The 23,543-nt window shown below is 62.6% G+C and carries 27 protein-coding genes; 16 read left to right on the top strand and 11 right to left on the bottom strand.

Annotation, left to right across the window (positions count from 1 at the left end):
* The first annotated feature begins 115 nt into the window (after positions 1-115).
* The 7 genes from K288_RS0125350 (at position 116) to K288_RS0125380 (ending at position 10,042) form a co-directional block, all read left to right on the top strand.
* Entirely contained in the window at positions 116-2,212 is a 2,097-nt protein-coding gene (locus tag K288_RS0125350; protein ID WP_027582087.1) for a 3-hydroxyacyl-CoA dehydrogenase NAD-binding domain-containing protein, read from the top strand.
* A 172-nt stretch (positions 2,213-2,384) separates the two neighbouring features.
* Positions 2,385-4,070 (top strand): dicarboxylate--CoA ligase PimA, encoded by a 1,686-nt coding sequence (pimA, locus tag K288_RS0125355; protein WP_027582088.1) that lies wholly within the window; start codon positions 2,385-2,387, stop codon positions 4,068-4,070.
* Positions 4,071-4,190: 120 nt separating this feature from the next.
* Positions 4,191-5,381: a pimeloyl-CoA dehydrogenase large subunit gene (pimC, locus tag K288_RS0125360; RefSeq protein ID WP_027582089.1), complete on the top strand. Its 1,191-nt coding sequence runs from the start codon at positions 4,191-4,193 to the stop codon at positions 5,379-5,381.
* A gap of 166 nt (positions 5,382-5,547) precedes the next feature.
* On the top strand, positions 5,548-6,690 hold the full coding sequence (pimD, locus tag K288_RS0125365) for a pimeloyl-CoA dehydrogenase small subunit (RefSeq protein ID WP_027582090.1): 1,143 nt from the start codon (positions 5,548-5,550) through the stop codon (positions 6,688-6,690).
* A gap of 149 nt (positions 6,691-6,839) precedes the next feature.
* Complete coding sequence (locus tag K288_RS0125370; protein ID WP_027582091.1) at positions 6,840-7,613, top strand: SDR family oxidoreductase; 774 nt, start codon at positions 6,840-6,842, stop codon at positions 7,611-7,613.
* Positions 7,614-7,813: 200 nt separating this feature from the next.
* Positions 7,814-9,316 (top strand): glycerol kinase GlpK, encoded by a 1,503-nt coding sequence (gene glpK / locus K288_RS0125375; RefSeq protein WP_027582092.1) that lies wholly within the window; start codon positions 7,814-7,816, stop codon positions 9,314-9,316.
* Between the two features lie 99 nt (positions 9,317-9,415).
* Positions 9,416-10,042, top strand: coding sequence for a glutathione S-transferase family protein (locus K288_RS0125380; protein WP_027582093.1), 627 nt, complete (start codon positions 9,416-9,418; stop codon positions 10,040-10,042).
* A gap of 8 nt (positions 10,043-10,050) precedes the next feature.
* Here K288_RS0125380 and K288_RS0125385 read toward each other — a convergent pair whose 3' ends face one another.
* From K288_RS0125385 to K288_RS0125400, 4 genes are all read right to left on the bottom strand, one after another.
* Positions 10,051-10,512, bottom strand: coding sequence for a DUF3237 domain-containing protein (locus tag K288_RS0125385; RefSeq protein ID WP_027582094.1), 462 nt, complete (start codon positions 10,510-10,512; stop codon positions 10,051-10,053).
* Positions 10,512-11,831 carry a TRAP transporter permease gene (locus K288_RS0125390; protein WP_027582095.1) on the bottom strand — a complete coding sequence of 440 codons (1,320 nt, stop codon included), beginning with the start codon at positions 11,829-11,831 and terminating at the stop codon, positions 10,512-10,514. The genes K288_RS0125385 and K288_RS0125390 overlap by 1 nt, the downstream gene beginning before the upstream one ends.
* Before the next feature lie 6 nt (positions 11,832-11,837).
* Positions 11,838-12,347: a TRAP transporter small permease gene (locus tag K288_RS0125395; RefSeq protein ID WP_027582096.1), complete on the bottom strand. Its 510-nt coding sequence runs from the start codon at positions 12,345-12,347 to the stop codon at positions 11,838-11,840.
* A gap of 172 nt (positions 12,348-12,519) precedes the next feature.
* Positions 12,520-13,536 (bottom strand): TRAP transporter substrate-binding protein, encoded by a 1,017-nt coding sequence (locus K288_RS0125400; RefSeq protein WP_027582097.1) that lies wholly within the window; start codon positions 13,534-13,536, stop codon positions 12,520-12,522.
* A gap of 137 nt (positions 13,537-13,673) precedes the next feature.
* Between K288_RS0125400 and pobA the strand changes: the two genes are divergently transcribed.
* Both pobA and K288_RS0125410 read left to right on the top strand, forming a co-directional pair.
* Positions 13,674-14,843 (top strand): 4-hydroxybenzoate 3-monooxygenase, encoded by a 1,170-nt coding sequence (gene pobA / locus K288_RS0125405; RefSeq protein WP_027582098.1) that lies wholly within the window; start codon positions 13,674-13,676, stop codon positions 14,841-14,843.
* 297 nt (positions 14,844-15,140) lie between these two features.
* Positions 15,141-15,575, top strand: a complete 435-nt coding sequence (locus K288_RS0125410) for a PaaI family thioesterase (RefSeq protein ID WP_043160675.1) — start codon at positions 15,141-15,143, stop codon at positions 15,573-15,575.
* Between the two features lie 106 nt (positions 15,576-15,681).
* On the opposite strand, the gene K288_RS0125415 is transcribed toward K288_RS0125410, so the two are convergent.
* Positions 15,682-16,575: a LysR family transcriptional regulator gene (locus K288_RS0125415; RefSeq protein ID WP_027582100.1), complete on the bottom strand. Its 894-nt coding sequence runs from the start codon at positions 16,573-16,575 to the stop codon at positions 15,682-15,684.
* A gap of 118 nt (positions 16,576-16,693) precedes the next feature.
* Between K288_RS0125415 and K288_RS0125420 the strand changes: the two genes are divergently transcribed.
* Positions 16,694-17,326, top strand: a complete 633-nt coding sequence (locus tag K288_RS0125420) for a pyridoxamine 5'-phosphate oxidase family protein (protein ID WP_027582101.1) — start codon at positions 16,694-16,696, stop codon at positions 17,324-17,326.
* Here the strand turns inward: K288_RS0125420 and K288_RS0125425 are convergent, their stop codons facing one another.
* Both K288_RS0125425 and K288_RS54505 read right to left on the bottom strand, forming a co-directional pair.
* Positions 17,327-18,055, bottom strand: coding sequence for a glutathione S-transferase family protein (locus K288_RS0125425; protein WP_027582102.1), 729 nt, complete (start codon positions 18,053-18,055; stop codon positions 17,327-17,329). It abuts the gene before it with no gap.
* A 34-nt stretch (positions 18,056-18,089) separates the two neighbouring features.
* On the bottom strand, positions 18,090-18,362 hold the full coding sequence (locus K288_RS54505) for a hypothetical protein (RefSeq protein WP_051334717.1): 273 nt from the start codon (positions 18,360-18,362) through the stop codon (positions 18,090-18,092).
* A 156-nt stretch (positions 18,363-18,518) separates the two neighbouring features.
* Between K288_RS54505 and K288_RS0125435 the strand changes: the two genes are divergently transcribed.
* Together K288_RS0125435 and K288_RS0125440 are read left to right on the top strand one after the other, a co-directional pair.
* Complete coding sequence (locus K288_RS0125435; protein WP_027582103.1) at positions 18,519-19,217, top strand: YafY family protein; 699 nt, start codon at positions 18,519-18,521, stop codon at positions 19,215-19,217.
* Positions 19,217-19,537 (top strand): YkgJ family cysteine cluster protein, encoded by a 321-nt coding sequence (locus K288_RS0125440; protein WP_027582104.1) that lies wholly within the window; start codon positions 19,217-19,219, stop codon positions 19,535-19,537. Before K288_RS0125435 ends, K288_RS0125440 begins: the two co-directional genes overlap by 1 nt.
* Positions 19,538-19,643: 106 nt before the next feature.
* On the opposite strand, the gene K288_RS0125445 is transcribed toward K288_RS0125440, so the two are convergent.
* The 3 genes from K288_RS0125445 to K288_RS0125455 form a co-directional block, all read right to left on the bottom strand.
* Entirely contained in the window at positions 19,644-20,042 is a 399-nt protein-coding gene (locus K288_RS0125445) for a hypothetical protein (RefSeq protein ID WP_027582105.1), read from the bottom strand.
* A 174-nt stretch (positions 20,043-20,216) separates the two neighbouring features.
* Positions 20,217-20,564 carry a DUF3307 domain-containing protein gene (locus tag K288_RS0125450; protein ID WP_051334721.1) on the bottom strand — a complete coding sequence of 116 codons (348 nt, stop codon included), beginning with the start codon at positions 20,562-20,564 and terminating at the stop codon, positions 20,217-20,219.
* Positions 20,565-21,132: 568 nt separating this feature from the next.
* Entirely contained in the window at positions 21,133-21,870 is a 738-nt protein-coding gene (locus K288_RS0125455; RefSeq protein ID WP_027582107.1) for a Crp/Fnr family transcriptional regulator, read from the bottom strand.
* A 214-nt stretch (positions 21,871-22,084) separates the two neighbouring features.
* On the opposite strand from K288_RS0125455, the gene K288_RS46525 reads away from it, so the two are divergent.
* The gene (locus K288_RS46525) at positions 22,085-22,264 is read left to right on the top strand and encodes a hypothetical protein (protein ID WP_043160678.1); all 180 of its coding nucleotides are present in this window, start codon (positions 22,085-22,087) and stop codon (positions 22,262-22,264) included.
* A gap of 67 nt (positions 22,265-22,331) precedes the next feature.
* Here K288_RS46525 and K288_RS0125465 read toward each other — a convergent pair whose 3' ends face one another.
* The gene (locus K288_RS0125465) at positions 22,332-22,538 is read right to left on the bottom strand and encodes a hypothetical protein (protein ID WP_027582108.1); all 207 of its coding nucleotides are present in this window, start codon (positions 22,536-22,538) and stop codon (positions 22,332-22,334) included.
* Between the two features lie 242 nt (positions 22,539-22,780).
* On the opposite strand from K288_RS0125465, the gene K288_RS0125470 reads away from it, so the two are divergent.
* From K288_RS0125470 to K288_RS0125480, 3 genes are all read left to right on the top strand, one after another.
* The gene (locus tag K288_RS0125470; RefSeq protein ID WP_027582109.1) at positions 22,781-22,990 is read left to right on the top strand and encodes a hypothetical protein; all 210 of its coding nucleotides are present in this window, start codon (positions 22,781-22,783) and stop codon (positions 22,988-22,990) included.
* A gap of 16 nt (positions 22,991-23,006) precedes the next feature.
* Positions 23,007-23,222, top strand: a complete 216-nt coding sequence (locus K288_RS0125475; protein WP_027582110.1) for a hypothetical protein — start codon at positions 23,007-23,009, stop codon at positions 23,220-23,222.
* A gap of 65 nt (positions 23,223-23,287) precedes the next feature.
* Positions 23,288-23,527 (top strand): hypothetical protein, encoded by a 240-nt coding sequence (locus K288_RS0125480; RefSeq protein ID WP_027582111.1) that lies wholly within the window; start codon positions 23,288-23,290, stop codon positions 23,525-23,527.
* Positions 23,528-23,543: the final 16 nt, after the last annotated feature.

Here is a 23,543-nt window from a genome sequence, read left to right on the forward strand (position 1 = left end):
GTCAAGATGTGGAATTTAATTTCGCAGTGCGAAATTAGCCACTAAACGCAAGAACCGCAACAACGCCTTGCAAAAGAACACACCGCAAAAGAACACAGCATCCAAGGAGAGTCTCGTGAGCGAAGTCGTAAAACTCGAGCGGCATGACATCATTGGCATCGTCACGGTTAACAATCCTCCGGTCAATGCGCTCAGTGCCGCGGTGCGCGGCGGCATCCTGGAATGCATCAAGAGTGCGATCGCCGATGCCGAAGTGAAGGCGATCGTGCTGACCTGCGCCGGCCGAACTTTCATCGCCGGCGCCGACATCACCGAATTCGGCAAGCCGCCGAAGCCGCCCGGCCTCAACGAGGTGCTGGAGGTGATGGAGAATTCACCAAAGCCGATCGTTGCCGCGATTCACGGCACCGCGCTCGGCGGCGGACTCGAAGTCGCTCTGGCATGCCACTATCGGGTGGCGACCAAGGATGCGCGGCTCGGCCTGCCCGAGGTCAAGCTCGGCCTGTTGCCAGGCGCCGGCGGCACGCAGCGGCTGCCGCGCGCGGTCGGACCCGAGCTTGCGGTCAAGATGATCGTCGGCGGCGATCCGATCGGAGCCCCGGAAGCGCTCAAGAGCGGCTTGATCGAAGAGATCGTCGAGGGACCGGCCGCCGGCGGCGAAGCTTTCGCGCGCAAGGTGCTGGCGGAGAAGCGCCCATTGCGCAAGTTGCGCGATGACGACTCCAAGCTCGCCGCAGCCAAGGCCGATCGCTCGATCTTCACCAATGCAGTCGCCGCACTGACCAAGCGCGCACGCGGCCTGGAAGCGCCGTTTGCCGCCGCCGACGCAGTCGGCGCCGCGATCGACCTGCCGTTCGATGAAGGTCTGAAGAAGGAGCGCGAGACCTTCCTGAAGTTGGTCGCGAGCGACCAGTCCAAGGCGCAGCGCTACGCCTTCTTCGCGGAACGCGAGGCCGCGAAGATCGCTGGTGTACCAGATGGCACGAAGTCGCGGCCGGTCGAGCGTGTCGCGATCATCGGCGCCGGCACCATGGGCGGCGGCATTGCGATGTCCTTTGCCAATGCTGGCATCCCAGTCACCCTCGTCGAGACCGGCGAGGAGCAGCTCAAGCGCGGCCTGGGCGTGATGCAGAAGAACTACGAGGCGACAGCCGCCCGCGGTGGTATCCCAGCAGATGCGCCCGCCAAGCGGATGGCGCTGATATCGGGCGTCGTCGGCCTGGAAAACGTCAAGGATGCCGACCTCGTCATCGAGGCGGTGTTCGAGACCATGGCGGTGAAGAAGGAAGTATTCGGCAAGCTCGATCAATATGCCAAGCCGGGCGCCGTGCTGGCCTCCAATACCTCCTACCTGAACATCGACGAGATCGCGAAGGAGACGAAGCGGCCGCAGGACGTGCTTGGCATGCACTTCTTCTCGCCGGCCAACGTCATGAAACTGTGCGAGATCGTGCGTGCGGACAAGACCGCGCCCGATGCGCTGGTGACGGCGGTATCGATCGCGCGCAAGATCGCCAAGGTGCCGGCGGTGGTCGGCGTCTGCGATGGCTTCGTCGGCAATCGCATGCTGGCGCAGCGTGGCAAGCAGTCTGAAAAGCTGCTGTTCGAAGGCGCCCTGCCGCAGCAGGTCGACGCTGTCGTTACAAAATTCGGCATGCCCATGGGTCCGTTTGCGATGGGCGACCTCGCCGGCCTCGACATCGGCTGGCGTTCGCGCAAGGACCGCGGCATCAAGTCGGAGATCGCTGACGCTCTGTGCGAAGCCGGCCGCTTTGGCCAGAAGACCGGCAAGGGCTATTACAAGTACGAGGCCGGCTCTCGCGCGGCACTGCCCGATCCGGAAGTCGAGAAGCTGATCGACGAGACGCTCGCGCGCCTCGGCCGCAAGAAGCGCGTCGTCAGCGATGACGAGATCCTCGAGCGCATGATGTACCCGATGATCAACGAGGGTGCACGCATCCTGGAGGAGGGCATCGCGGCGCGGCCTTCCGACATCGACGTGGTCTGGCTCTATGGCTATGGCTGGCCGATCTACCGCGGCGGCCCGATGTTCTGGGCCGACACGGTGGGCCTGAAGCACATCGCCGATCGCCTCTCCTTCTATGCCAAGGAGACCAACGATCCCTCGCTCGAGCCGGCGCCGCTGCTCAAGCGCCTCGCCGACGAAGGCAAGACCTTCGCCTCGCTCGCCACGCCGTCGAAGGCGGCTTGATGGGCTCGACACGAACTCGGTCTCTCCGTTCCCTCCCCCCTTGCGGGGGAGGGGCAGGGAGGGGGGTAGCCCCGAGCGCCGGCGTTCGTGGCTACCCCCTTCCCCCAACCCTCCCCACAAGGGGGAGGGGTGTCCGGGCAGCACCGCTCACCTCACATCAGTTCGAACCTAGATGACCCATCCCGGCGAACAGTTTTATCCGAAGGGCGTGCATTGGGACGACCCGATCGCGCGCGGCACATTGCCTGATTTGCTGTCGACGGCGGCCGCTGACTACGGCCCGCGGACGGTGATCGAATTCCGCGACCGACCGATCAGCTATGCGGAGCTGGAAGCACTGGTCGAAACCGCGGCTTCCGCGTTCCTGCGGGCCGGCTACGGCAAGAACACGTCGGTGGCGCTGTTCCTTGGCAACACGCCCGACCATCCTATCAACTTCTTCGGCGCATTGAAGGCGGGTGCCCGCGTCGTGCACCTCTCGCCGCTCGACGGTGAGATCGCGCTCTCGCACAAGCTCTCCGATTCCGGCGCGCGTATCCTCATCACCAGCAACCTCTCGGCGCTGTTGCCGACCGCGCTGAAATTCCTCGACAAGGGGCTGCTCGACCGGCTGATCGTCTGCGAGGACGATCATTGGGGCAAGATGGGCACGCCGCAAACAGCCCTCCCCGACAATCCCGCCATCATCACCTATCGCCGGTTCGTCGACGGCGCGACCAAGCCCGCCAAATGGCCTGAGGGCAGCGCCGACGATGTCGCGCTGCTGCAGTATACCGGCGGCACCACGGGATTGCCGAAGGGCGCGATGTTGAGCCACGGCAATTTGACCGCGGCGGTATCGATCTATGAGGTCTGGGGCAAGGCCGCCCGCGCGGAGCGCGATGCCGTCGAGCGCGTGATCTGCGTGCTGCCGCTGTTCCACATCTATGCGCTGACGGTCGTCCTGCTGTCCTCGATCCGGCACGGCCATCTGATCTCGCTGCACCAGCGCTTCGACGTCCAGGCGGTGATGCGCGATATCGAGATCAAGCGCGCCACCGTCTTCCCGGGCGTGCCCACGATGTGGATCGCGATCGCCGCCCTGCCCGATCTCGACAAGCGCGACCTGTCTTCGCTCGTGAGCTGCGGCTCCGGCGGCGCGCCGCTGCCGGTGGAAGTCGCCAAGATCTTCGAGCGCCGGGTCGGCATGAAGCTGCGCAGCGGCTGGGGCATGACCGAGACCTGCTCGCCCGGCACCGGCCACGTCAAGGAAGGGCCGGACAAGCCCGGCTCGATCGGGCTGATGCTGCCGGGCATCGAGCTCGATGTGGTCTCGCTGGATGATCCGAAGCAGGTCCTGCCCGTCGGCGAAGTCGGCGAGATCCGGATTCGCGGGCCGAACGTCACGAAAGGCTACTGGAACCGGCCGAACGAAACCGCGGAGGCTTTTGTCGGCGACCGCTTCCTCACCGGCGACATCGGCTACATGGATGCGGACGGCTATTTCTATCTGGTCGACCGCAAGAAGGACATGATCATCTCCGGTGGCTTCAACGTCTATCCGCAGATGATCGAGCAGGCGATCTATACGCATCCGTCGGTTCAGGAAGTGATCGTGATCGGCATCCCCGACGACTACCGGGGCGAAGCCGCAAAGGCCTTCATCAAGCTGCGCGACGGCGCCACGCCGTTCACGATCGACGATCTGCGCGCCTTCCTCACCGGCAAGCTCGGCAAGCATGAATTGCCGGCCGCGCTCGAATTCGTCGAGGAATTGCCGCGCACGCCGGTCGGAAAACTCTCGCGCCACGAATTGCGCCAGCAGCAACCAAAGGCCTCGGAGACCAAGCCGCAAGTTATGACGGGAGGCGGTTCATGATCGGCGCTTTGCCGACCACGAAAGCCGGTGGTTATGGGTCCCAGCTTTCGCAGGGACGACGGGTCGGATTTGTGTCACGACGATCAAAATAGAAGTTCATTCGCTCACAGGGAGGATCCGATGGATCTCGCTTTCACCAAGGAAGAAGTGGCGTTTCGCGAGGAAGTGCGAGCTTTCTTCAAGGACAATGTGCCGCCGGACACGCGGCGGAAGATGCAGGAGGGCCGCCATCTCTCCAAGGACGAGATGGTCACCTGGTGGCGCATCCTGAACAAGAAGGGCTGGGGCGTATCGCACTGGCCGAAGGAATATGGCGGCACCGGCTGGACCTCCGTACAGCACTACATCTTCAATGAGGAGCTGCAGGCCTATCCAGCGCCGCAGCCGCTCGCCTTCGGCGTCAGCATGGTCGGCCCGGTCATCTACACCTTCGGCAACGAGGCGCAGAAGAAGCAGTATCTGCCGCGCATCGCCAATGTCGACGACTGGTGGTGCCAAGGCTTCTCTGAGCCCGGCTCGGGTTCGGACCTCGCCTCGCTCCGGACCAAGGCCGAGCGCAAGGGCGACAAGTGGATCATCAACGGCCAGAAGACCTGGACCACGCTGGCACAGCATGCCGACATGATCTTCTGCCTGTGCCGCACCGATCCCAGCGCCAAGAAGCAGATGGGCATCTCCTTCATCGTCTTCAGCATGAAGTCGAAGGGCGTCACGGTGCGTCCGATCCAGACCATCGATGGCGGCCATGAGGTCAACGAAGTCTTCTTCGACAATGTCGAGGTCCCGATCGAGAACCTGATCGGCGAGGAGAACAAGGGCTGGGATTACGCGAAATTCCTGCTCGGCAACGAGCGCACCGGCATTGCGCGGGTCGGCGTCTCCAAGGAACGGCTGCGCCGCATCAAGGAGCTAGCTTCCAAGGTCGAGTCCGGTGGCCGGCCGGTGATCCAGGACCCCACCTTCCGCGAGAAGCTCTCGGCCTGCGAGATCGAGCTGAAGGCGCTGGAATTGACCCAGCTTCGCGTCGTCGCCGATGAAGGCAAGCATGGCAAGGGCAAGCCCAACCCGGCATCGTCCGTGCTCAAGATCAAGGGCTCGGAGATTCAGCAGACCACCACCGAACTCCTGATGGAAGTGATCGGCCCGTTCGCCGCGCCCTACGACGTGCATGGCGACGACGGTTCGAACGAGGCGATGGATTGGACCGCCCAGATCGCGCCGAGCTACTTCAACAACCGCAAGGTCTCGATCTACGGCGGCTCCAACGAGATCCAGCGCAACATCATCGCCAAGGCGGTGCTGGGGCTTTGAGGCCGCAAACTCAACTGTCGTCCCCCGCGCAGGCGGGGGACCCAGTACGCCGCGGCAATCGTGGTTCGCGATGACCGCCGGTGGGTACTGGATCCCCGCCTTCGCGGGGATGACGACGGGAGATCAGGGCAGGAATGTGCCCGCGTGATTTTGGAGAAACGGGAACATGGATTTTGATTTGTCCGAGGAGCAGCGGCTTCTCAAGGAAAGCATCGACGGCCTGCTGACGGATTCCTACGATTTCGAGCAGCGCAAGAAATACATGCAGGAGAAGGGCGGCTGGAGCAAAGCCGTCTGGAGCAAGCTCGCCGAGCAGGGCCTGCTCGGCCTGCCCTTCACTGAGGCCGACGGCGGGTTCGGCGCGGGCGGCGTCGAGACCATGATCGTGATGGAAGCGCTCGGCAAGGCGCTCGTGCTCGAGCCCTATCTCGCAACAGTCGTGATCGGCGGCGGCTTTCTGCGTCATGGCGGCTCGGCCGAGCAGAAGGCCGCGCACATTCCCGGCATCATCGACGGCAGCAAGACGCTTGCATTCGCGCAGCTCGAGAAGAACTCGCGCTACGACCTGTTCGACGTCACCACGACCGCCAAGAAGAAGGGCGCCGGCTGGGTCATCGACGGCGAGAAGTTCGTCGTCCTCAACGGCGAGAACGCCGACACGCTAATCGTGACCGCGCGCACCAAGGGCGAGCGGCGCGACCGAAACGGCATCGGCGTGTTCCTGGTGCCGGCCAATGCCAAAGGCATCAGCAAGAAGGGCTATCCGACCCAGGACGGCCTGCATGCCGCCGACATCAGCTTCACCAGCGTGGAAGTCGGCAGCGATGCAGCGATCGGCAACCCGGAGGATGCGCTTCCGCTGATCGAGCGCGTGGTCGACGAAGCCCGCGTCGCGCTGTGCGCGGAGGCGGTCGGCGCGATGGATGAATCGCTCAAGGAAACCGTCGAGTACATCAAGACGCGCAAGCAGTTCGGCGTGGCCATCGGCTCGTTCCAGAGCCTGCAACACCGGGCCTCCGACATGTTCGTCGCGGCCGAGCAGGCGCGCTCGATGTCGATGTTCGCGACCATGGCTGGTGACTTCGAGGATGCCAAGGAGCGCGCGAGCGCGATCGCGGCGGCGAAGGTGCAGATCGGCAAGTCGCTGAAGTTCGTCGGCCAACAGTCGATCCAGCTCCATGGCGGCATCGGCATGACGATGGAGGCCAAGATCGGCCACTACTTCAAGCGCCTGACCATGATCGAGAACACCTTCGGCGACACCGAGTATCACCTGCGCCGCGTCGCTGACGCGGGCGGGTTGATCTGATCCACGACGTCTGGTCATTCCCCGCGAAAGCGGGGAATCCAGTGCGCCGCGGCCCCTCGGGCACAAACACTGCTGCCTGTCGAATACTGGATCGCCCGGTCAAGCCGGGCGATGACGACTGAACAAGTGGAAAGAGGGAGAAAACAACAATGAAGAACACCCCGTTCGATCTCACCGGAAAGGTCGCCGTCGTCACCGGCTCGAGCCGCGGCATCGGCCGTGCCTCCGCCGAATTGCTGGCAAAGCTCGGCGCCAAGGTGGTGATCTCCTCGCGCAAGGCAGACGCCTGCAAGGAAGTGGCCGACGGTATCAACAGTAACGGCGGCGACGCGCATGTGATCCCCTGCAACATCTCGCGACGCGAAGAGGTCGAAGCGCTGATCTCGGGCGCGACCAAACATTACGGCAAGATCGACATCCTGGTCTGCAACGCCGCGGTGAATCCCTATTACGGCCCGTTGCTCGACATTAAGGACGAGGCGTTCGACAAGATCATGGGCTCCAACGTCAAGAGCAATATCTGGCTCTGCGCGCTGGCGATCCGGCAGATGGCCGAGCGCGGCAATGGCTCGGTCGTGATCATCTCCTCGATCGGCGGATTGCGCGGCTCGACCGTGATCGGCGCCTACGGCATCTCGAAGGCCGCCGACTTCGCACTTTGCCGCAGCCTTGCCGGCGAATGGGGACCGAAGGGCGTGCGCGTCAATTGCGTCGCGCCGGGACTGGTCAAGACCGATTTCGCCCGCGCGCTCTGGGAGGACGCGGAGCTCCTGAAGCGGCGCACAGCAACCACACCCCTTCGCCGCATCGGCGAGCCCGACGAGATCGCCGGCGCAGTCGCCTATCTCGCCTCCGACGCCTCCACCTTCATGACAGGCCAGACCATCGTCATCGACGGTGGCGTCACGACGGCAGCGGTGTAGCCTTGTCTGAACAACGACCGTAGCCCGGGTGGAGCGCAGCGCAACCCGGGTCCGCTCAGAGATGTTCATTCAGAAGTCCCGGGTTACGCTACGCTCCACCCGGGCTACGAAGCTGAACGCGGAGCCGGAGAGGATATTGACCTTCCCCGCTCAATCCGCTCCCTTGGCGCAGCAAGCAATCACGTCCGGGAAGGAGCGCCATGTCCTTTGTGCTGGCCATCGATCAGGGCACCACGTCCTCACGCGCCATCGTGTTCCGCAGCGATATCTCCATCGCGGCGGTGGCGCAGCAGGAGTTCCCGCAGCATTTCCCGGCCTCCGGCTGGGTCGAGCATGAGCCGGAGGACATCTGGACCTCGACCATTAGCACCTGCCGCAGCGCGCTGGAGAAGGCGGGTCTGAAAGCGAAAGACATCGCCGCGATCGGCATCACCAACCAGCGCGAGACCACGGTGGTGTGGGATCGCGCCACGGGCAACGCGGTGCATCGCGCCATCGTCTGGCAGGATCGCCGCACCGCCGATTTCTGCGCCAGACTGAAAGCCGAAGGCCATGAGCCCGTGATCTCGGCCAAGACCGGCTTGATCATCGATCCCTATTTCTCGGGGACAAAGGTCGCCTGGATCCTCGACGGCGTGCCCGGCGCGCGCGAGCGCGCCGAGCGCGGCGAACTCCTGTTCGGCACCGTCGATTGCTATCTGCTGTGGCGGCTCACCGGCGGCAAGGTGCACGCGACCGACGCCACCAACGCTTCCCGCACCCTGCTGTTCAACATCCACACCGGCGAGTGGGATGACGAGCTGTTGAATATCCTCGGCGTACCGCGCTCGATGCTTCCCGAGGTGAAGGACTCCTCGGCGAAATTCGGCGACAGCATCCCCGACCTGTTCGGCGGCACTATCGCCATCTCAGGCATCGCCGGCGACCAGCAGGCCGCGACTATCGGCCAGGCCTGTTTCGAGCCCGGCATGATCAAATCGACCTATGGCACCGGCTGCTTTGCGCTGCTCAACACCGGCACCACGCCGGTGAAGTCAAAGAACAAGTTGCTGACCACGATCGCCTACCAGTTCGGCGGAAAGCGCACCTACGCGCTCGAAGGCTCGATCTTCGTCGCCGGAAGCGCGGTGCAATGGCTGCGCGACGGGCTCGGCATCATCAAGCAGGCCGCCGAGACTGGTCCGCTCGCCGACAAATCCGACTCGATGCAGAGCGTCTACCTGGTGCCGGCCTTCGTCGGCATGGGCGCGCCCTACTGGAATCCACGTGTGCGTGGCGCGCTGTTCGGCCTCACCCGCAACACCGGCCCGGCCGAGCTCGCGCATGCTGCGCTGGAAAGCGTCTGCTACCAGACCTACGACCTCTGGGCTGCGATGCGTGCCGACTGGCCTGACGCAACCGCGGCCAACATCGTGCTCCGCGTCGACGGCGGCATGACTGCTTCCGACTGGACCATGCAACGATTGGCCGATCTGCTCGACGCCCCGGTCGACCGCCCGATGATCCAGGAGACCACGGCGTTAGGAGCCGCCTATCTCGCCGGCCTGCAGGCGGGCGTCTATCCCGAACCGACAAAATTCGCCGACAACTGGCGATTGGAGCACCGCTTCAAGCCCGCGATGAGCGAGGCCACGCGCGAGCGCAAGCTCGCGGGCTGGGCACGCGCGGTAAAGGGCGTGCTGGCGAGTGATGAGGGGGAGTAGGCGGTTCTCATCGACCGGCGACCGTTGGGCGGAGCTTGCTCCTGCGTAAATCTTTGGCAAGCTGCGGCAGGGCTACCAACTGCGAGCACCGGAATTGCCATGATCCTGATCGGCCAATACGACTCCCCGTTCGTCCGCCGCACCGCGATCGCGCTGCGGCTTTATGGCCTGCCGTTCGAGCATCGGCCATGGTCGACGTTTGGCGATGGCGACAAGATCGCGGCCTATAATCCACTCCGACGGGTGCCGACGCTGGTGCTCGACGACGGCGAGGCGCTCATCGAGAGCGCGGCGATCCTCGACTATCTTGACGAACTGGTCGGGCCGGAAAAGGCGATGATGCCAGCGAACGGGATCGAGCGGCGTAGGCATTTGCATATCTGCGCGCTTGCCACCGGGCTTGGCGACAAGGCGGTGAGCCTGGTCTACGAGCGCGTGCTGCGCAAGGATCAGCTCAAGCTCTGGGTCGAGCGCTGCGAGGCGCAGATCGGCGGCGTACTCGATGTGTTGGAAAAGGAACGCGCCGCCGTCCGTTCGCCCTGGTGGTTCGGCGAGCGCATCGCGCATGCCGATATCGCGGTCGCCTGCGTGCTGCGCTTTACCGGCGAGGCGCACCCTGCCCTGTTCAGCGAGCGCTATCCGGCGCTGAAGGCGCATGCGGCCGCCTGCGAGGCGCTGCCGCCATTTCAGGAGATCGTGCAGCCGCTGGCGCCGCCGAGCGGTTAGGCGTTCGCTTACAGCACCTGATGCACGTCGATCACCACGCGGTCGGTGTGGCGGGCGGCGGAGGCCACGAAGATGTGCTCCATCAGCCAACGGTATTTCTTGGCACCGGTTTCGAACTTCGGCGCCGTCCGGAAATAGATCAGCTTGGGATCGACCGGCTCGCCGCGCTTGAGCTTCTGCAGGAGCTCGACTGGCCCGAAGCGGATGCCGCGGTTTTCGACATAGACCACCGCGCCATCGTCGGTCTCGAAGGCATATTTGGCCTCCAGCTCAATCAGCTCGTTCGGGCGGATGATCTGGAAATCGGCGCCGAACGGCAGAACCTTGCCATTGACGCCCTCTCCCCTCACCTCGCCGCCGATGATCGGGATGATGCGGCGCACACCGGTGCCGATGTCGCCGGCCGAGGTTACCTCGCCGATGCGGGCGGTGATGGTGAAGACATATCTGGTTTCGATCACGGGCGGCATCAATTCGCCATCATGCGTTGCGGCAGCCAGGTGGCGAGCAGTGGGAAGGCGATCAGGATCACGAGCCGGATCAGGTCGGTGACGACGAAGGGGATCACGCCCTTGAAGATCGTGGAGAAGGAGACGTCCTTCACCACGCTCTTGATCACGAACACGTTCATGCCGACCGGCGGATGGATCAGGCCGAGTTCGACCGTCATCACGATGATGACGCCGAACCAGATCGGATCAAAACCAAGATGCATGATGACCGGGAAGATGATCGGCACGGTCAGGATGATCATCGCCATGGCGTCCATCAGGCAGCCGAGCACGAGATACATCACCATGATGACGGCAAGGATGCCGTAGCTGCCGAGCCCGAGGCTGGTGAGGAACTCCGTGACCTTTTGCGGGGTCTGCGTCACCGTCAGGAAATAGCCGAAGATCAATGCGCCGATCAGTACCGTGAACACCGCAGCCGCGGTGCGCGTCGCCTGCAACAGCGAATTGAGGATCTTCTCCTTGTCCAGCCGCCCGGTGAGAATGCCGATCAGGAACGCGCCGGTGGCCCCGACGCCGCCGGCTTCCGTCGGGGTGAAGCGCGGCAGGAACGGCAGGCCGTAAAGGCCACCGATCACGAAGATAAAGAGCAGCACCGGCGCCCAGATGTCGCGCAGGCCGGCGAAGCGCTCGCGCCAGGGAATCCGTTTGCCCATCGGCAGGAAGCCGGGCCTGAAATAGCCGATCAGCGTGATGGTGATCATGTACATGGTCATCGCCAGCAGGCCCGGGATGATGCCGGCGATGAAGAGTTTGCCGATGTCCTGCTCGGTGATGATGCCGTAGACCGCAAGCACGGTCGACGGCGGCAGCATCGCGCCCAGCGTGCCGCCTGCCGCGATCACGCCGGTGGCAAAGGATTGCGGATAGCCGAAGCGGCGCATCTCCGGATACGCCACGGCCGAGAACGTCGCGGCGGTCGCGACCGAGGAGCCGGAGATCGCGGCGAAGCCGCCGCAGGCGGCGACGGTGGCGATCCCGAGCCCGCCGCGAAGATGGCCGACAAAGCCATTGGCGGCGCGGAATAATTCGCGGCTCATGCCGGAATTGCTGACGAAGGTCCCCATCAACAGGAACATCGGGATCACGCCGAAAGTGTAATCGGTCACCGTGCGCATCGAGGTCTGGCCGACCAGTTTCAGCGCCGGCGTGGCGCCGACCAGATAGCTGAAGCCGCAGACGCCGACGAGGCCCATCGCCATGCCGACCGGCACGCGGAGCAGCATCAGCGCGAACAGCGCGACAAAGCCGATGATGGCGACGGCATCGGTGCTCATCGGCGCTTACTCCGTCGCCTTGATCTTGGGATCGTGCATCTCCTCCGGGTGGAAGATCAGCCGGTAAGTCCGGATCGCGATCAAGATCACCGCGGAGACGTCGCCGATCCAGGCGAGCGCGAAGAACGGCCAGGTCGGCATGTGCAGGTCAAACGTCAGGACATTGTCGTTATAGGTACCGCGCACCTTGTCGAACAACGTCCAGGTCTGCACGGTGACCACGAACAGCAGCACCAGCGTCGCGAACACGTCGATGAGGCGCTGATATCTCGGCCCGACATTGGCCCAGACCAGGTCGACGGTGATGTGGGTGCCGCGATATGACGTCGCGGCGATGCCCCAGAAGATCAGGATGCCGAGCAACATCCGCCCGATATCGAAGGAATCGGGAATCGAGTAGTTCAGCGTGTTCCGCAGGAGCACCGCAAGGAAGATGTTGGCGGCGACGATGCCGACGAATCCGGCCGCGATCCATTCGATCGTGTCGATGAAACGATCCATGTAAGCGCGTTTCATATGCGGGGCGTCCTGTGGCTTGATATCGATTGGCTATCCGCGAGCTCGGTTCACCTCTCCCGCTTGCGGGAGAGGTCGGCGTTAACGCCGGGTGAGGGTTCTCTACACACAGACGGTCCCATCGCGGAGGCAGCCTCACCCCGACTCTCTCCCGCAAGCGGGAGAGGGAGAACTACTGCGCGAGCGCGTTGTACTTCGTGAGCGAGGCCTTCAGGTCGGCCATCGCGGCATCCGCATCGACGCCGGTCTTCTTGACGCCGTCGGACCAGGTCTTGACCAGCGGCTCGGCCGCCTTCTTCCACAGCGCGGTCTGCTCCGGTGTCAGCTTGTAGACCTCGTGGCCGGACTCGGCTTTTATCTTGTCGATGCCGGCATCCTCGAACTTGCCCCAGTGTTCGCCTACGACGCCCGCCATTTCGGTCGAGCAGTTCTTGTCGATGGCGGCCTTCTGGCGGTCGGACATCGCGTTGTATTTGTCCTTGTTGATCACGAAGACGAAGGTCGTGACATAGAGCGGCGCCTCCATGTCGTATTTCGTCACCTTGTCGATGCCGAACAGCACCAGCGAGCCCCAGGGGAAAGTGACGCCGTCGGCAACGCCGCGCTCGATGATATCGCGCACTTCGGGCGCGGAGGACTGCACATTGGTGCCGCCGAGCGAGGTGACGAAATTGGCCATGGTGGCATGCGCGGGGCGGATCTTCAGGCCCTTGACGTCCTCAGGGACGACGATCTTCTTGGTGCGCGAATGGAACGAAGACGGCGAATGGACGAACGCCAGGCAGTATTTGACGTCCTTCATCTCCTTCTCGGCATATTTGCGGTACCAGGCATCCAGTCCCATCGAGCCGCCCTTGGCATCCGAGATCAGGAACGGTAGCTCGCCGGCGCCGACGATCGGGAAGCGGCCGGGCTGATAGCCCGGATTGACGTAGGTGACGTCGGCGATGCCGTCGCGCGCCATGTCGTAATGGTCGAAGGCCTTGCCGAGTTGCTGCGCCGGGAACACCTTGCCCTTGATGGTGCCGCCGGAATCCTTTTCCACGGCCGCGGCCCAATCTTCCAGGGATTTCTGCAGCGGATGGGACGCGGGCACCCAATGCGAGATCTTCAGGTCGAAAGTCTTCTCCTGCCCAAACGCAGGCGTCACGCTGGCGGCCAAAAGCAACGCCAGAACCGTCTTCCTCATCGGTATTCTCTCCCTCTTGCAGGCCTTTGGTGGCCCTTTGCGATTATTGTTATATGATATAATTACCATTGCAAGCTGACGACAGCGGCCGGCCCGCCGGTATAAGCTGCAGCCTACAATATCGGGAGGAGCAAGTATTGCGGTCAAAGGTAGCAATCATAGGCGCAGGTCCGGCAGGATTGTTGCTTGGGCAACTACTTCACGCTTACGGGATCGACAACGTCATCCTGGAACGGCAGACGGCGGACTACGTGCTGGCGCGGATCCGCGCCGGTCTCCTGGAAGAGGGCACGGTCAGCCTGCTCGACGAAGTCGGCGCAGGGATGCGCGCCCATCACGAGGGGCTGGTCCATCACGGGTTGGAACTCGCGTTCGGCGGAGCTCGCCATCGCATCGACATGCACGCAGCGACCGGCAAGACGGTCATGATCTACGGCCAGACCGAGGTGACGCTCGACCTGATGAACGCGCGGCAGAAGGCCGGGCTCACCACCATCTACCGGGCCGCCGACGTCCAGCCGCATGATTTCGACACCGACCATCCGCGCGTCTCCTACGTGAAGGACGGCAAAGCAGGCGAGATCGCCTGCGACTTCATTGCAGGCTGCGACGGTTTCCACGGAATCAGCCGCGCCAGTGTGCCGGCTTCCGCGATCAAGACGTATGAGCGGGTGTACCCGTTCGGCTGGCTCGGCATCCTCTCGGATACCCCTCCGGTCTCACCCGAGCTGATCTACAACAACCATGAGCGCGGCTTTGCGCTGTGCACGATGCGTTCGATGCACCGCAGCCGCTATTACGTGCAGTGTCCGCTCGACGATCACATCGACCAATGGCCCGATGAGCGTTTCTGGGACGAGCTGAAGCGCCGCGTCGACCAGAAGGCGGCGGACGAGCTCGTCACCGGTCCCTCGATCGAGAAGAGCATCGCGCCGCTGCGCAGCTTCGTCGCCGAGCCGATGCGCTTCGGCAGGATGTTCCTCGCCGGCGACGCCTCGCATATCGTGCCACCGACCGGCGCCAAGGGACTGAACCTCGCCGCCAGCGACGTGCATTACCTGTCGCAGGCGCTGCGTGAATATTACGACGAGAAATCCTCCGCCGGCATCGACGGCTATTCCGCCAGGGCGCTGGCGCGGGTCTGGAAGGCGGTGCGCTTCTCCTGGTGGATGACCTCGATGCTGCACAAATTCCCCGACCAAGGCGAATTCGGTGCAAGGATCCAGCTCGCGGAGCTGGACTATCTCGTCAGTTCCAGGGCGGCATCGACGTCGTTGTCGGAGAATTACGTCGGCCTGCCGTTGTAGAATCGTAGGGTGGGTAGAGCGAAGCGAAACCCACCACCCTCGAGACATTGGCTGCGATTTGATGGGTTTCGCTTCGCTCTACCCATCCTACGGGCCACATCGTCATTGCAGGGAGCGAAGCGACGAAGCAATCCATGACGCCACGCGGGAAGGAATGGATTGCTTCGCTTCGCTCGCAATGACGGCGGAGCGCGTTTCAAACATCCGCGCAGATGCCGTTTAAAACTTTGTATGCGGTGAAACTGTCATCGACATCGCGTTCAATGGTGCCGAGATCACCAGACATACGGGCCGACCATGAACAGCGATACTTCCGTCATTGCCGACATTCCCGAAGGCTTTGAGCCTCACTTCCGCAAGAGCCCGCTCACCGATCCCTGGGAGCCGCTTTATTCGAAGCGCACCGACAGCGCTGTGATCATGGGACTCAGGCTCGCAAAGGCGCATACCAACGCGCGCGGTCTGATCCATGGCGGATTGATCGCGGCGCTCTCCGACAACGCGATGGGCTATAGCTGCGCCCATGTGATGGGCTGGACATCGTCGCTGGTGACGGTTTCGCTTGCGGTCGATTTCATCGGCACCGCGGAGATCGGACAATGGCTCGCGGTCGAGACCGAGGTGATCAAGACCGGCAGCACGATCTGCTTCGCCCAGAGCCTGGTGAAGGCCGACGACGTCGTGATCGCGCGGGCGAATGGGACGTTTCGCGTGGTGCCCAAAAGGGAATGACGGCGATAGAGCGTTTTCGAGCGAAGTGGACACCGGTTCGCGTGAAGAAAACGCGTCAAAAACAAGAATCTAGAGCTTCCGTTCTGATTCAATCAGAACCGAAGCTCTAGGTAAACTTCCAGTCCGCGGTCTCGGTGACGAGATCGATGAAGCTGCGCACCTTGGCCGAAAGCAGGCGCGAGGTCGGATAGACGATGTGGATCGGCAGCGACGGTTGCTCGAATTTCGCCAACACGATCCTGAGCCGCCCTGCCTTCAGCGAGGCTGCCGCCTGGTAGGCGAGCACCCGCGTCAAGCCGCCGCCGGCTTCGGCATATTGGATCGCGGCGTCGGCGCTGTTGGATGAGAAGCGCGGGCTCGGAGAAACTCGAACCTCGTGCCCGTCGTCGACGAAGCGCCAGTCCGGCGCCGCCGACATGGCGCCGAACTGAATGGTGTCGTGCGCTGATATATCCGAGGGCCGCTTCGGCTCGCCGCGGGCGTTCAGATACTCCTTCGACGCCACCACGACGCGCCGCATCTCGCCGACATGGCGTGCAACGAGTGTCGAGTCCGGCAGGTGCCCGATCCTGACGGCAAGGTCGACGCCCTCCTCCACCAGGTTGATCATGCGGTCTGAGAGCCTGAGGTCCGCGCCGACGTCGGAATAGCGCTTCAGGTAGGCGGTCACCATCGGACTGACATGCAGGCGGCCGAAACCGACCGGCGCCGAGATCACCAATCGCCCGGCCGGGCGCGTGCGTTCGCCCTCGACCGCCTCCTCGGCCTCTTCGAGATCGGCAAGAATGCGCCTGATACGCTCGAGATAGCGCGAGCCGGCATCGGTCAGGGTCACCGATCGCGTGGTCCGCTGCAACAGCCGTGCGCCGAGCCGTTCCTCCAGCGCCGCGATCATCCGGGTTACGGCCGATGGCGACAGTCCGAGCCTTCGAGCCGCGGGGGCGAAGCCCTGCAGATCGGCCACGGCAACGAACGCCTGCATGGCATCAATGCGGTCCATCGCACTATTGCATAATCTGCAACAGTGAAGTGTCAATCACCTTGATTGTTCAAATCTGAGAACGATCCCATTTTTAGCGGTGAAACGACGCTTTGGTGTTCCATACAGGGAGGCTTGAATGTCCGACACCCAGACCTATCCCAGCGACGTCGCGTTCACGCCGGCGGTGAAGACGATCCAGGCGCGCAAAGGCTCGCGCGAGGCCTATGCCCAGGCCGAACGGCGTGGTTGGCGCACGGAGATCGACGAGAACCTCTCGGCATTCCTCGCCAACGCCAACAGCTTGTATTTCGCGACGGCGTCTGCCGACGGCCAGCCCTACATCCAGCACCGCGGGGGACCGAAGGGATTCATCCACGTCCTGGACGCCAGTACCATCGCGTTCGCTGACTTCAGCGGCAACCGGCAGTACATCACCCAAGGTAACCTTACGGAGAATCCGAAGGCCTACATCTTCGTGATGGACTACGCGCATCGCAGACGGGTCAAGCTCTGGGGCGAAGCGCGCGTGGTCGACGATGACCCCGCGCTGACGCAATCGCTGATGCCCAGAGGTTACAGGGCGCGGCCCGAGCAGGTGATCCTGTTCAAGATATCCGCCTGGGACACCAACTGCCCGCAGCACATTCCGCAGAAGTTCGATGCTGCGGATGTCGCGGCGGCGTTGGCCGCACGCAACGCACGCATCGCCGAGCTCGAGGCAGAGCTGGCCGCATTGAAAGCCGAGCCCCAGCCCGCGCCCTCGTCGTAGCTAAGCCGCTTCGCGCACGGGCGACCAGGCGAACTCGGGATAATATTGCCCCATCATCCGATCGGCATAGTCGATGAGATTCCTGAACTTCTCGGTGCGCGCGCGTAGCGGCGAATCGAAGAACGGTGTCAGGATTCCCGCGAGCGCTCCGAACGCGGTGGCGTCGGTGCCGCACGGTGCGTCGCCCATCAAATACGGCTTGTCGCCAAGCTGTACGGAAAGCGCAAACAGCGAGCGGATGGCGAGGTCGATGTCCTCATCGGGCGCATGGCGGCCGAGGCCAGACAAGAGATAGTTTTCGGCGACACGGAACTGCGCATCCTCGCGCAGTTTCTCGCGCAGATGCTCGGGCGCGCCGTCAAAGAAATGCGCGGGCCCCTTGGCGAAATTGGTTTCATCGACCCAGCGTGCGCCGACCAGGGCCCAATAGACGTGATGCTCGATCATCCGTTCGAATGCCCAGGCCTGCGCGCGCGCCTGCAAGCTCAAGGGCGCATCGAAATCGAAACCGTATTTGCCTTCGATATGCGCGCGGATGAAGGTCGAATCGGCGATTGTCTCCGCTTCGTCCCGGATATAGGGCAATTGCCCCTTAGGCGAACTCGGCGGCACTGCCTTTTCCTTGCAATAGGCAAGCCCGGCCATTTTCAATTGGACCTCGGTCTTGGTCACGAACGGGCTGATTTCCGGCAAGCCGAACCCCGGACCGAAGCCATGGAGAATGATCATCTGGAGCCTCCCATTACCAAAAACGATGCCAAAACTAGCGACCCCCTGCTGCCACCATGGTGTCAGCAGGGGTAAAATGGGTGGCCAAACGAACCCGTTTCACGAGGCGGCGGCTCCGGAAAACCAGGTGCCTCCCGCCGGCCGTCAACAGGGCGACGATCGAACGCAGGGCCAGTTCGATCAGCGCCCAACGCAGATCAGAGGAGACGGTGTGGATCGTGACGAGCTGTTCCAGGGCAAAGGTTTGGGCTCGCCTGAACCTTTCGAGACGGCTATGGAGGCCGCCCTTACTAAGATGACTCAGCATGGACAAATTCCCTTCAGTTGAGGTGTTGTCCTGTTATAGCGACCCCCTGCTGCCAACATCCTGTCAGCAGCGGCAAGGCCGACCTTGGGAAAAATCGACGCCCGGAACAGGCGGGCCAAAGAGGCCAGGTAAAGAGACCGACCAAAGAGAGCTGCCATGAGACGCGCCGACCGGCTGTTTCAGATCATCCAGGTGCTTCGGCGCACCCGCAAACCGCTGACCGCGGATGCGATCGCCGCCGAACTCGAGACATCCAAGCGCACGATCTATCGCGACATCGCGACCCTGATCGAACAGCGCGTGCCGATCCGCGGCGAAGCCGGCATGGGCTACATCCTGGAAAAGGGATTCGACCTGCCGCCCTTGATGCTGACGCCCGACGAGATCGAGGCCTGCGTGCTCGGCGCGAGCTGGGTCACGGGCCACGCCGATCCGGCGCTGGCGCGCGCCGCGGAGGACTTGATGGCGAAGATCGCCGATACCGTGCCGGAGCGCTTGCGGCCGTTCGTGCTCGAGCCCGCAAGCCGCGCCCGTTCAGCCTGGAACCGGGAGCCTGACCGCATCGACATGGTGAGGACACGCGCGCAGATCCACGACGGCAAGAAGATCACGCTGAACTATCGCGATGAACGTGGCCGCGACACCGAACGCACGATCTGGCCGATCGCGGTCGGCTATCACGAAGCGGTGCGGATCCTGGCGGCATGGTGCGAGCTGCGGAAGGATTTCCGCAGTTTCCGTACCGACCGCGTGGTCAACGCGATCTATCATGACGAGAAATATCCTGAGAGGCGCGACCTGTTGCGGGCGCGCTGGCGCCGCAGCCTGGTCTGGGAAGCGCCGAAGGACATCTGATGACGATCGAAAATGCGACCGAGAATCCCTGCCAGGCTTGCGGCGCGTGCTGCTTTTATTCGGAGAACTGGCCCCGCTTCACCACCGAGGACGATGCGGAGCTCGACCTGATCCCGCAGCAATATGTCAATGCAAGGCAATCCGGCATGCGCTGCGATGGTGACCGCTGCTCGGCACTGTCAGGCAAGATCGGCGTCGCCACGAGCTGCGCGATCTACGCGATACGGCCGGAGGTCTGCCGCACCTGCATGCCCGGCGATGCCGAATGCGCAATGGCGCGACGCCGGCACGGACTGCCGGTGTTGGCAGTTGAATCGTAGCCCGGATGGAGCGAAGCGCAATCCGGGGCGCTCTCGCAGACGGATAGAGCTACCCGGATTTCGCTTCGCTCCATCCGGGCTACAAGGCTATGTGGTCGTGGTGCGTTCAGACCGTGACCGCTTCAGCAACCTCTTCCTCGTCGAGGTCGTCGACGATCGGCACAAAGGTCGCGAGCGGCTTGGTCGACAGCGTGATCGGCTTGCGGCTGCCATGCGATGGCGTTGCTGTGCGGGCCGGTTGTCGGGACAGTTTATAAAGGTTGCTGCCGACGTGGCCGCCGAAATAAACGAGCTCGCGTTCGCTGCAGCTTGCGGCGATCGCCAGCGCCAGCGAATGCAGATGATGGCGGCGATAGCAGAACAGCGCCAGCATTGCCCTGACATCGGACGAGACGCTCTCGACCAGGGCCTGAAGGCCGGCAGGGTTGGCACGGTACATCTGTCCGAGCAGTTCCTCGCGGACCGGGCAAACGTCGTTCTCGAAGGCATTGCGGCTTGAAAACATTGCAGTTCTCCCTGATCCGGAAGATGCCGTGCAATTCTCTAACGAAGGGTTAACCACGGGCTCCGGTAGTCATCCGGGGTAGTTGCCATTCTTGAGCGAATCAGAGCGCGCCGCGTCGTTCCGGGGCGATGCGAAGCGTCGAGCCCGGAATCACGAGGCTCCAAAGGACGCAATTCAGTTCGCCGCCATGAAGATCGCAAGGCCGAAGCCGGTCAGGTGATGCAGCGCTTGATCGACGCCGATCAGTGACCAGAACCAGGGGTGCTCGGTGGTGACGCCGAAGGTCGAGGTGGTGATTCCCTTGGCGCGATCCACCGCAAGGTGGATGAAGAAATCGATGAAGGCGACGAACCAGAATCTTGGCGCGATCGCCAGGATCAGGAGCAGCGAGGTCGCAAGATGCACGAGACAATGCGCAAGCAGGGGCAGCGCCCAGCCGATCTTCTGATCCTTGCCGATCGCCATCCAGGAATTCTGCAGAAAGAAATCCGCCACGATGTGTTTGGCGGTTAACAGCAGCATCCATCCTACCAGCGCTGCAACCGGGATCGACGACGACATGGATGGAAACGACAAAGCTAACGCCCTTCGCTGCGACTAATGGAAAACGATGGAGAAAAACCGGACCTGGGCGTCAGCGCAACTTCTTCTTAAACCCGCAATATTCAAAACTTGCGGCCATTTATGACATCTCCCGCGCCCGAATGCACCTCTCGGTCTTCCGAAATTCATATGGTGTGGCCCCATGGCGATAGTACATCGCCGCACGGGCCATAATGGTTAACGGTCAACAGGCGAGTCGTGGTCGGGACAAAGGACATCGTTCTGCCGCGCAGCATCGCTCGCCCAATACTGTCGCGATCTCCTGAATGCGGCGGAAATCACCATCGCTAAAAACATCTTAAAAACAAATAGATAAAGCCGCAAGACGGAGCTAACGGAACGGGCGCCTCAAGATGACTTTGCGAGCTCTGCTTCGCGGCGCAGCGACGTGCGCTCTGACCGCCGCTACTCTCGCGATCGTCAATCAATTACACCACCTTCAGGTGTATGCGACACCAAGCGTCAGGCGATCTTAGACCGAGCGGCATCACTCGGTGGCATCAAGCTGACGGCCTTCGCGCTCCATGTGCAGATAGTTGGAGTTGAACAGGCCGGCATCCATCAGGCGTCGAAGGTCCGGCACAACGAGCGTCTTGCCCTTTAACACGATCAGGTTCGCCGAGCGCAATTCCTGCAGGGTACGGTTGACATGCACCTTGGAGAGCCCGCTGGCGTCGGCAAGATCGGCCTGCGTCAAGGGGAAGTCGCAGCTTTCGCCGTTGGTGAGACCGGCGAGGCGCAGGCGAAAGAACAGTTCGCACAGCAGATGCGCCATGCGCTCCAGCGCCGTGCGCTGGCCGAGGTTCAGCGTCCACTCGCGCTGGATCGCGGCATCGACCAGGCTCTCCCACCAGAGCGCCGTCACGATGCGCGGATAGCCGGCGCTGATCTCCTCGAAGAATTCGCGCGACAGGTCGGCGACGGTGACGTCCGTGATCGAGCCGATCGAATGGTCCATCTCGCGCAGGATGAAGACGTTGAGGTCGCAGCTGTCGCCCGGCAGGAAGATGGACACCACCTGCCGCCGTCCATCCTCCAACTGCTTGTAGCGGCATGCCCAGCCGGCAACGACCAATTGCACGTCCTTGGGTCTCTCGCCTTCACGCACGATATCAACCCGCGGACCGAACTTGCGCAGCCGTTCCGATGCCGCGCGGGTAAGGTACGCGCGGTCGGTCGACGACAGCCGCACAAATTGCTCAAGCTTACGAACGAGTGGACTCAAGGAATAGTCTCCCCGCCAATAAGTCGAGTACGGATAGGACCAATTTCAATAACGTATGTTATTCACTCTCAAGTAGCTAGTGATATATCATACTCTATCAGGTTGCGAGACCTAGCGCCAAAAATGCAAGTTTCTTCAATCGCCCGACCACATGTTAATGCACGGCCGGAACCCTGTCTGTGATGATCTGCAATGGTGCAGTCGGGGAAATGTGATGGATGAATACCGGGCCTATCTGTTGGGAAGCGACGGCCACATTCGCGAGCGGATGGAACTGGAAAGCGAGACGGACGAAGAGGCGGTCGCCAAGGCACGCCAGCACTTCAATGGCGGCACGATCGAAGTCTGGCAGGGAGTGCGCATCGTCACCAAACCGGACGATGGCTCCGAATGAGTGGGACGCCTTCGCATCGAGCCGTTGTGACGCGCTGCGCCGCAAGAAGCCCAACGCGCGTTCGCTGCTATCCCGTCGGCGCATCGCCGCTATCGTCGGGGCCCATGCCTGAACCCGGCGTCTTGTCGTCGTCGGTGAGCTTGGGATCGCGCGTCGCTTCCTTCGAAACCGAATGCTTCGGATCCGTCTTGTGAACGGTCTGGGCGCGACGCTTGTCGGCAGGCTGGTCCTCGCCCTTGTTGTCCCTGACGATGCCCTGGCTGGAACGTGTCATCGGCTATTTCCCTGGGCTGCTTCCCTGATACCTCGACGGCCCCGGCGACCTCTTTCGCCGGGGCCTATCATCGGAGTGCCGCCGCCATCCTCCGGGGACGAATAGCGGGAGCAACAGGCTTACGCCTGGCCGCAGCAAACGTTCCAGTCGCCGAAGATTTGCATCTTTGGTTTGATCGCCTTTCATAGGTTAAGGACGCTGTCGAGGCGGCAGATTAGCTTCGCTTCCAGATCGGAGGCGGCATGAAGAAGAAACGAAACAGATCGCGGCCGGCCGAACCATTCGAGGTCCGTTTGCAAAAATTCGCCCGCGATGCACGCGCCGCCGCACGGCGCCTGCCGCTCGGCCGCGAGCGCGATGCGTTAATGAAGAAGGCCAAGCAGACCGAGAATGTACTTGATGTCAGCGCAATGCTGAGCCTCCGCCATGTCGATGCGGCCAATGAAAGGTGAGATCAGGGAGGGGCAAATGATCGAGGGCAAATTTGATTCGAAAACCATGGCAATCATGAACGCCGCTTTGGATCGGATCTGTGAGCAAACGCAGCATGGCGAGCGGCACTCAGTTCGCAAGAGGATCGCCCGACAGATCATCAGATCCGCCGAGGGCGGCAAGACCACGCTGACGGAACTGATCGCCGCGGGCGAGCACGCGCTCAGCAATCTGGCTCCCGCCGCGAAATAACGTCTCTCGCAGGAACGCAACGCGCCTGCCGGTTCTTGTTATTTGAACAGGAAAAGGCAGCAACCATGCGAGTGGCGATCAGCCTTGTCTTGCTCGCGATTCTGGCGGCGGGCGGTGTCTTTGCCTATGAGGGATTGACGTTGCCGGGTCCCGCGATGTCCGGCCATGGCTATGCAGCCATGGCGATCGGCATCGTGTTTTCCGTTGTCATCGGCGTCGGCCTGATGGCGCTCCTGTTCTACTCGAGCCGCCACGGTTACGACGAACCGCCGAAGCTGACGTCGCGCGAAGACGGCCCGCGATAGGGCATGATCCGGAAAA

This window comes from Bradyrhizobium sp. Ai1a-2, assembly GCF_000426245.1.
Classification (GTDB): Bacteria; Pseudomonadota; Alphaproteobacteria; order Rhizobiales; family Xanthobacteraceae; genus Bradyrhizobium.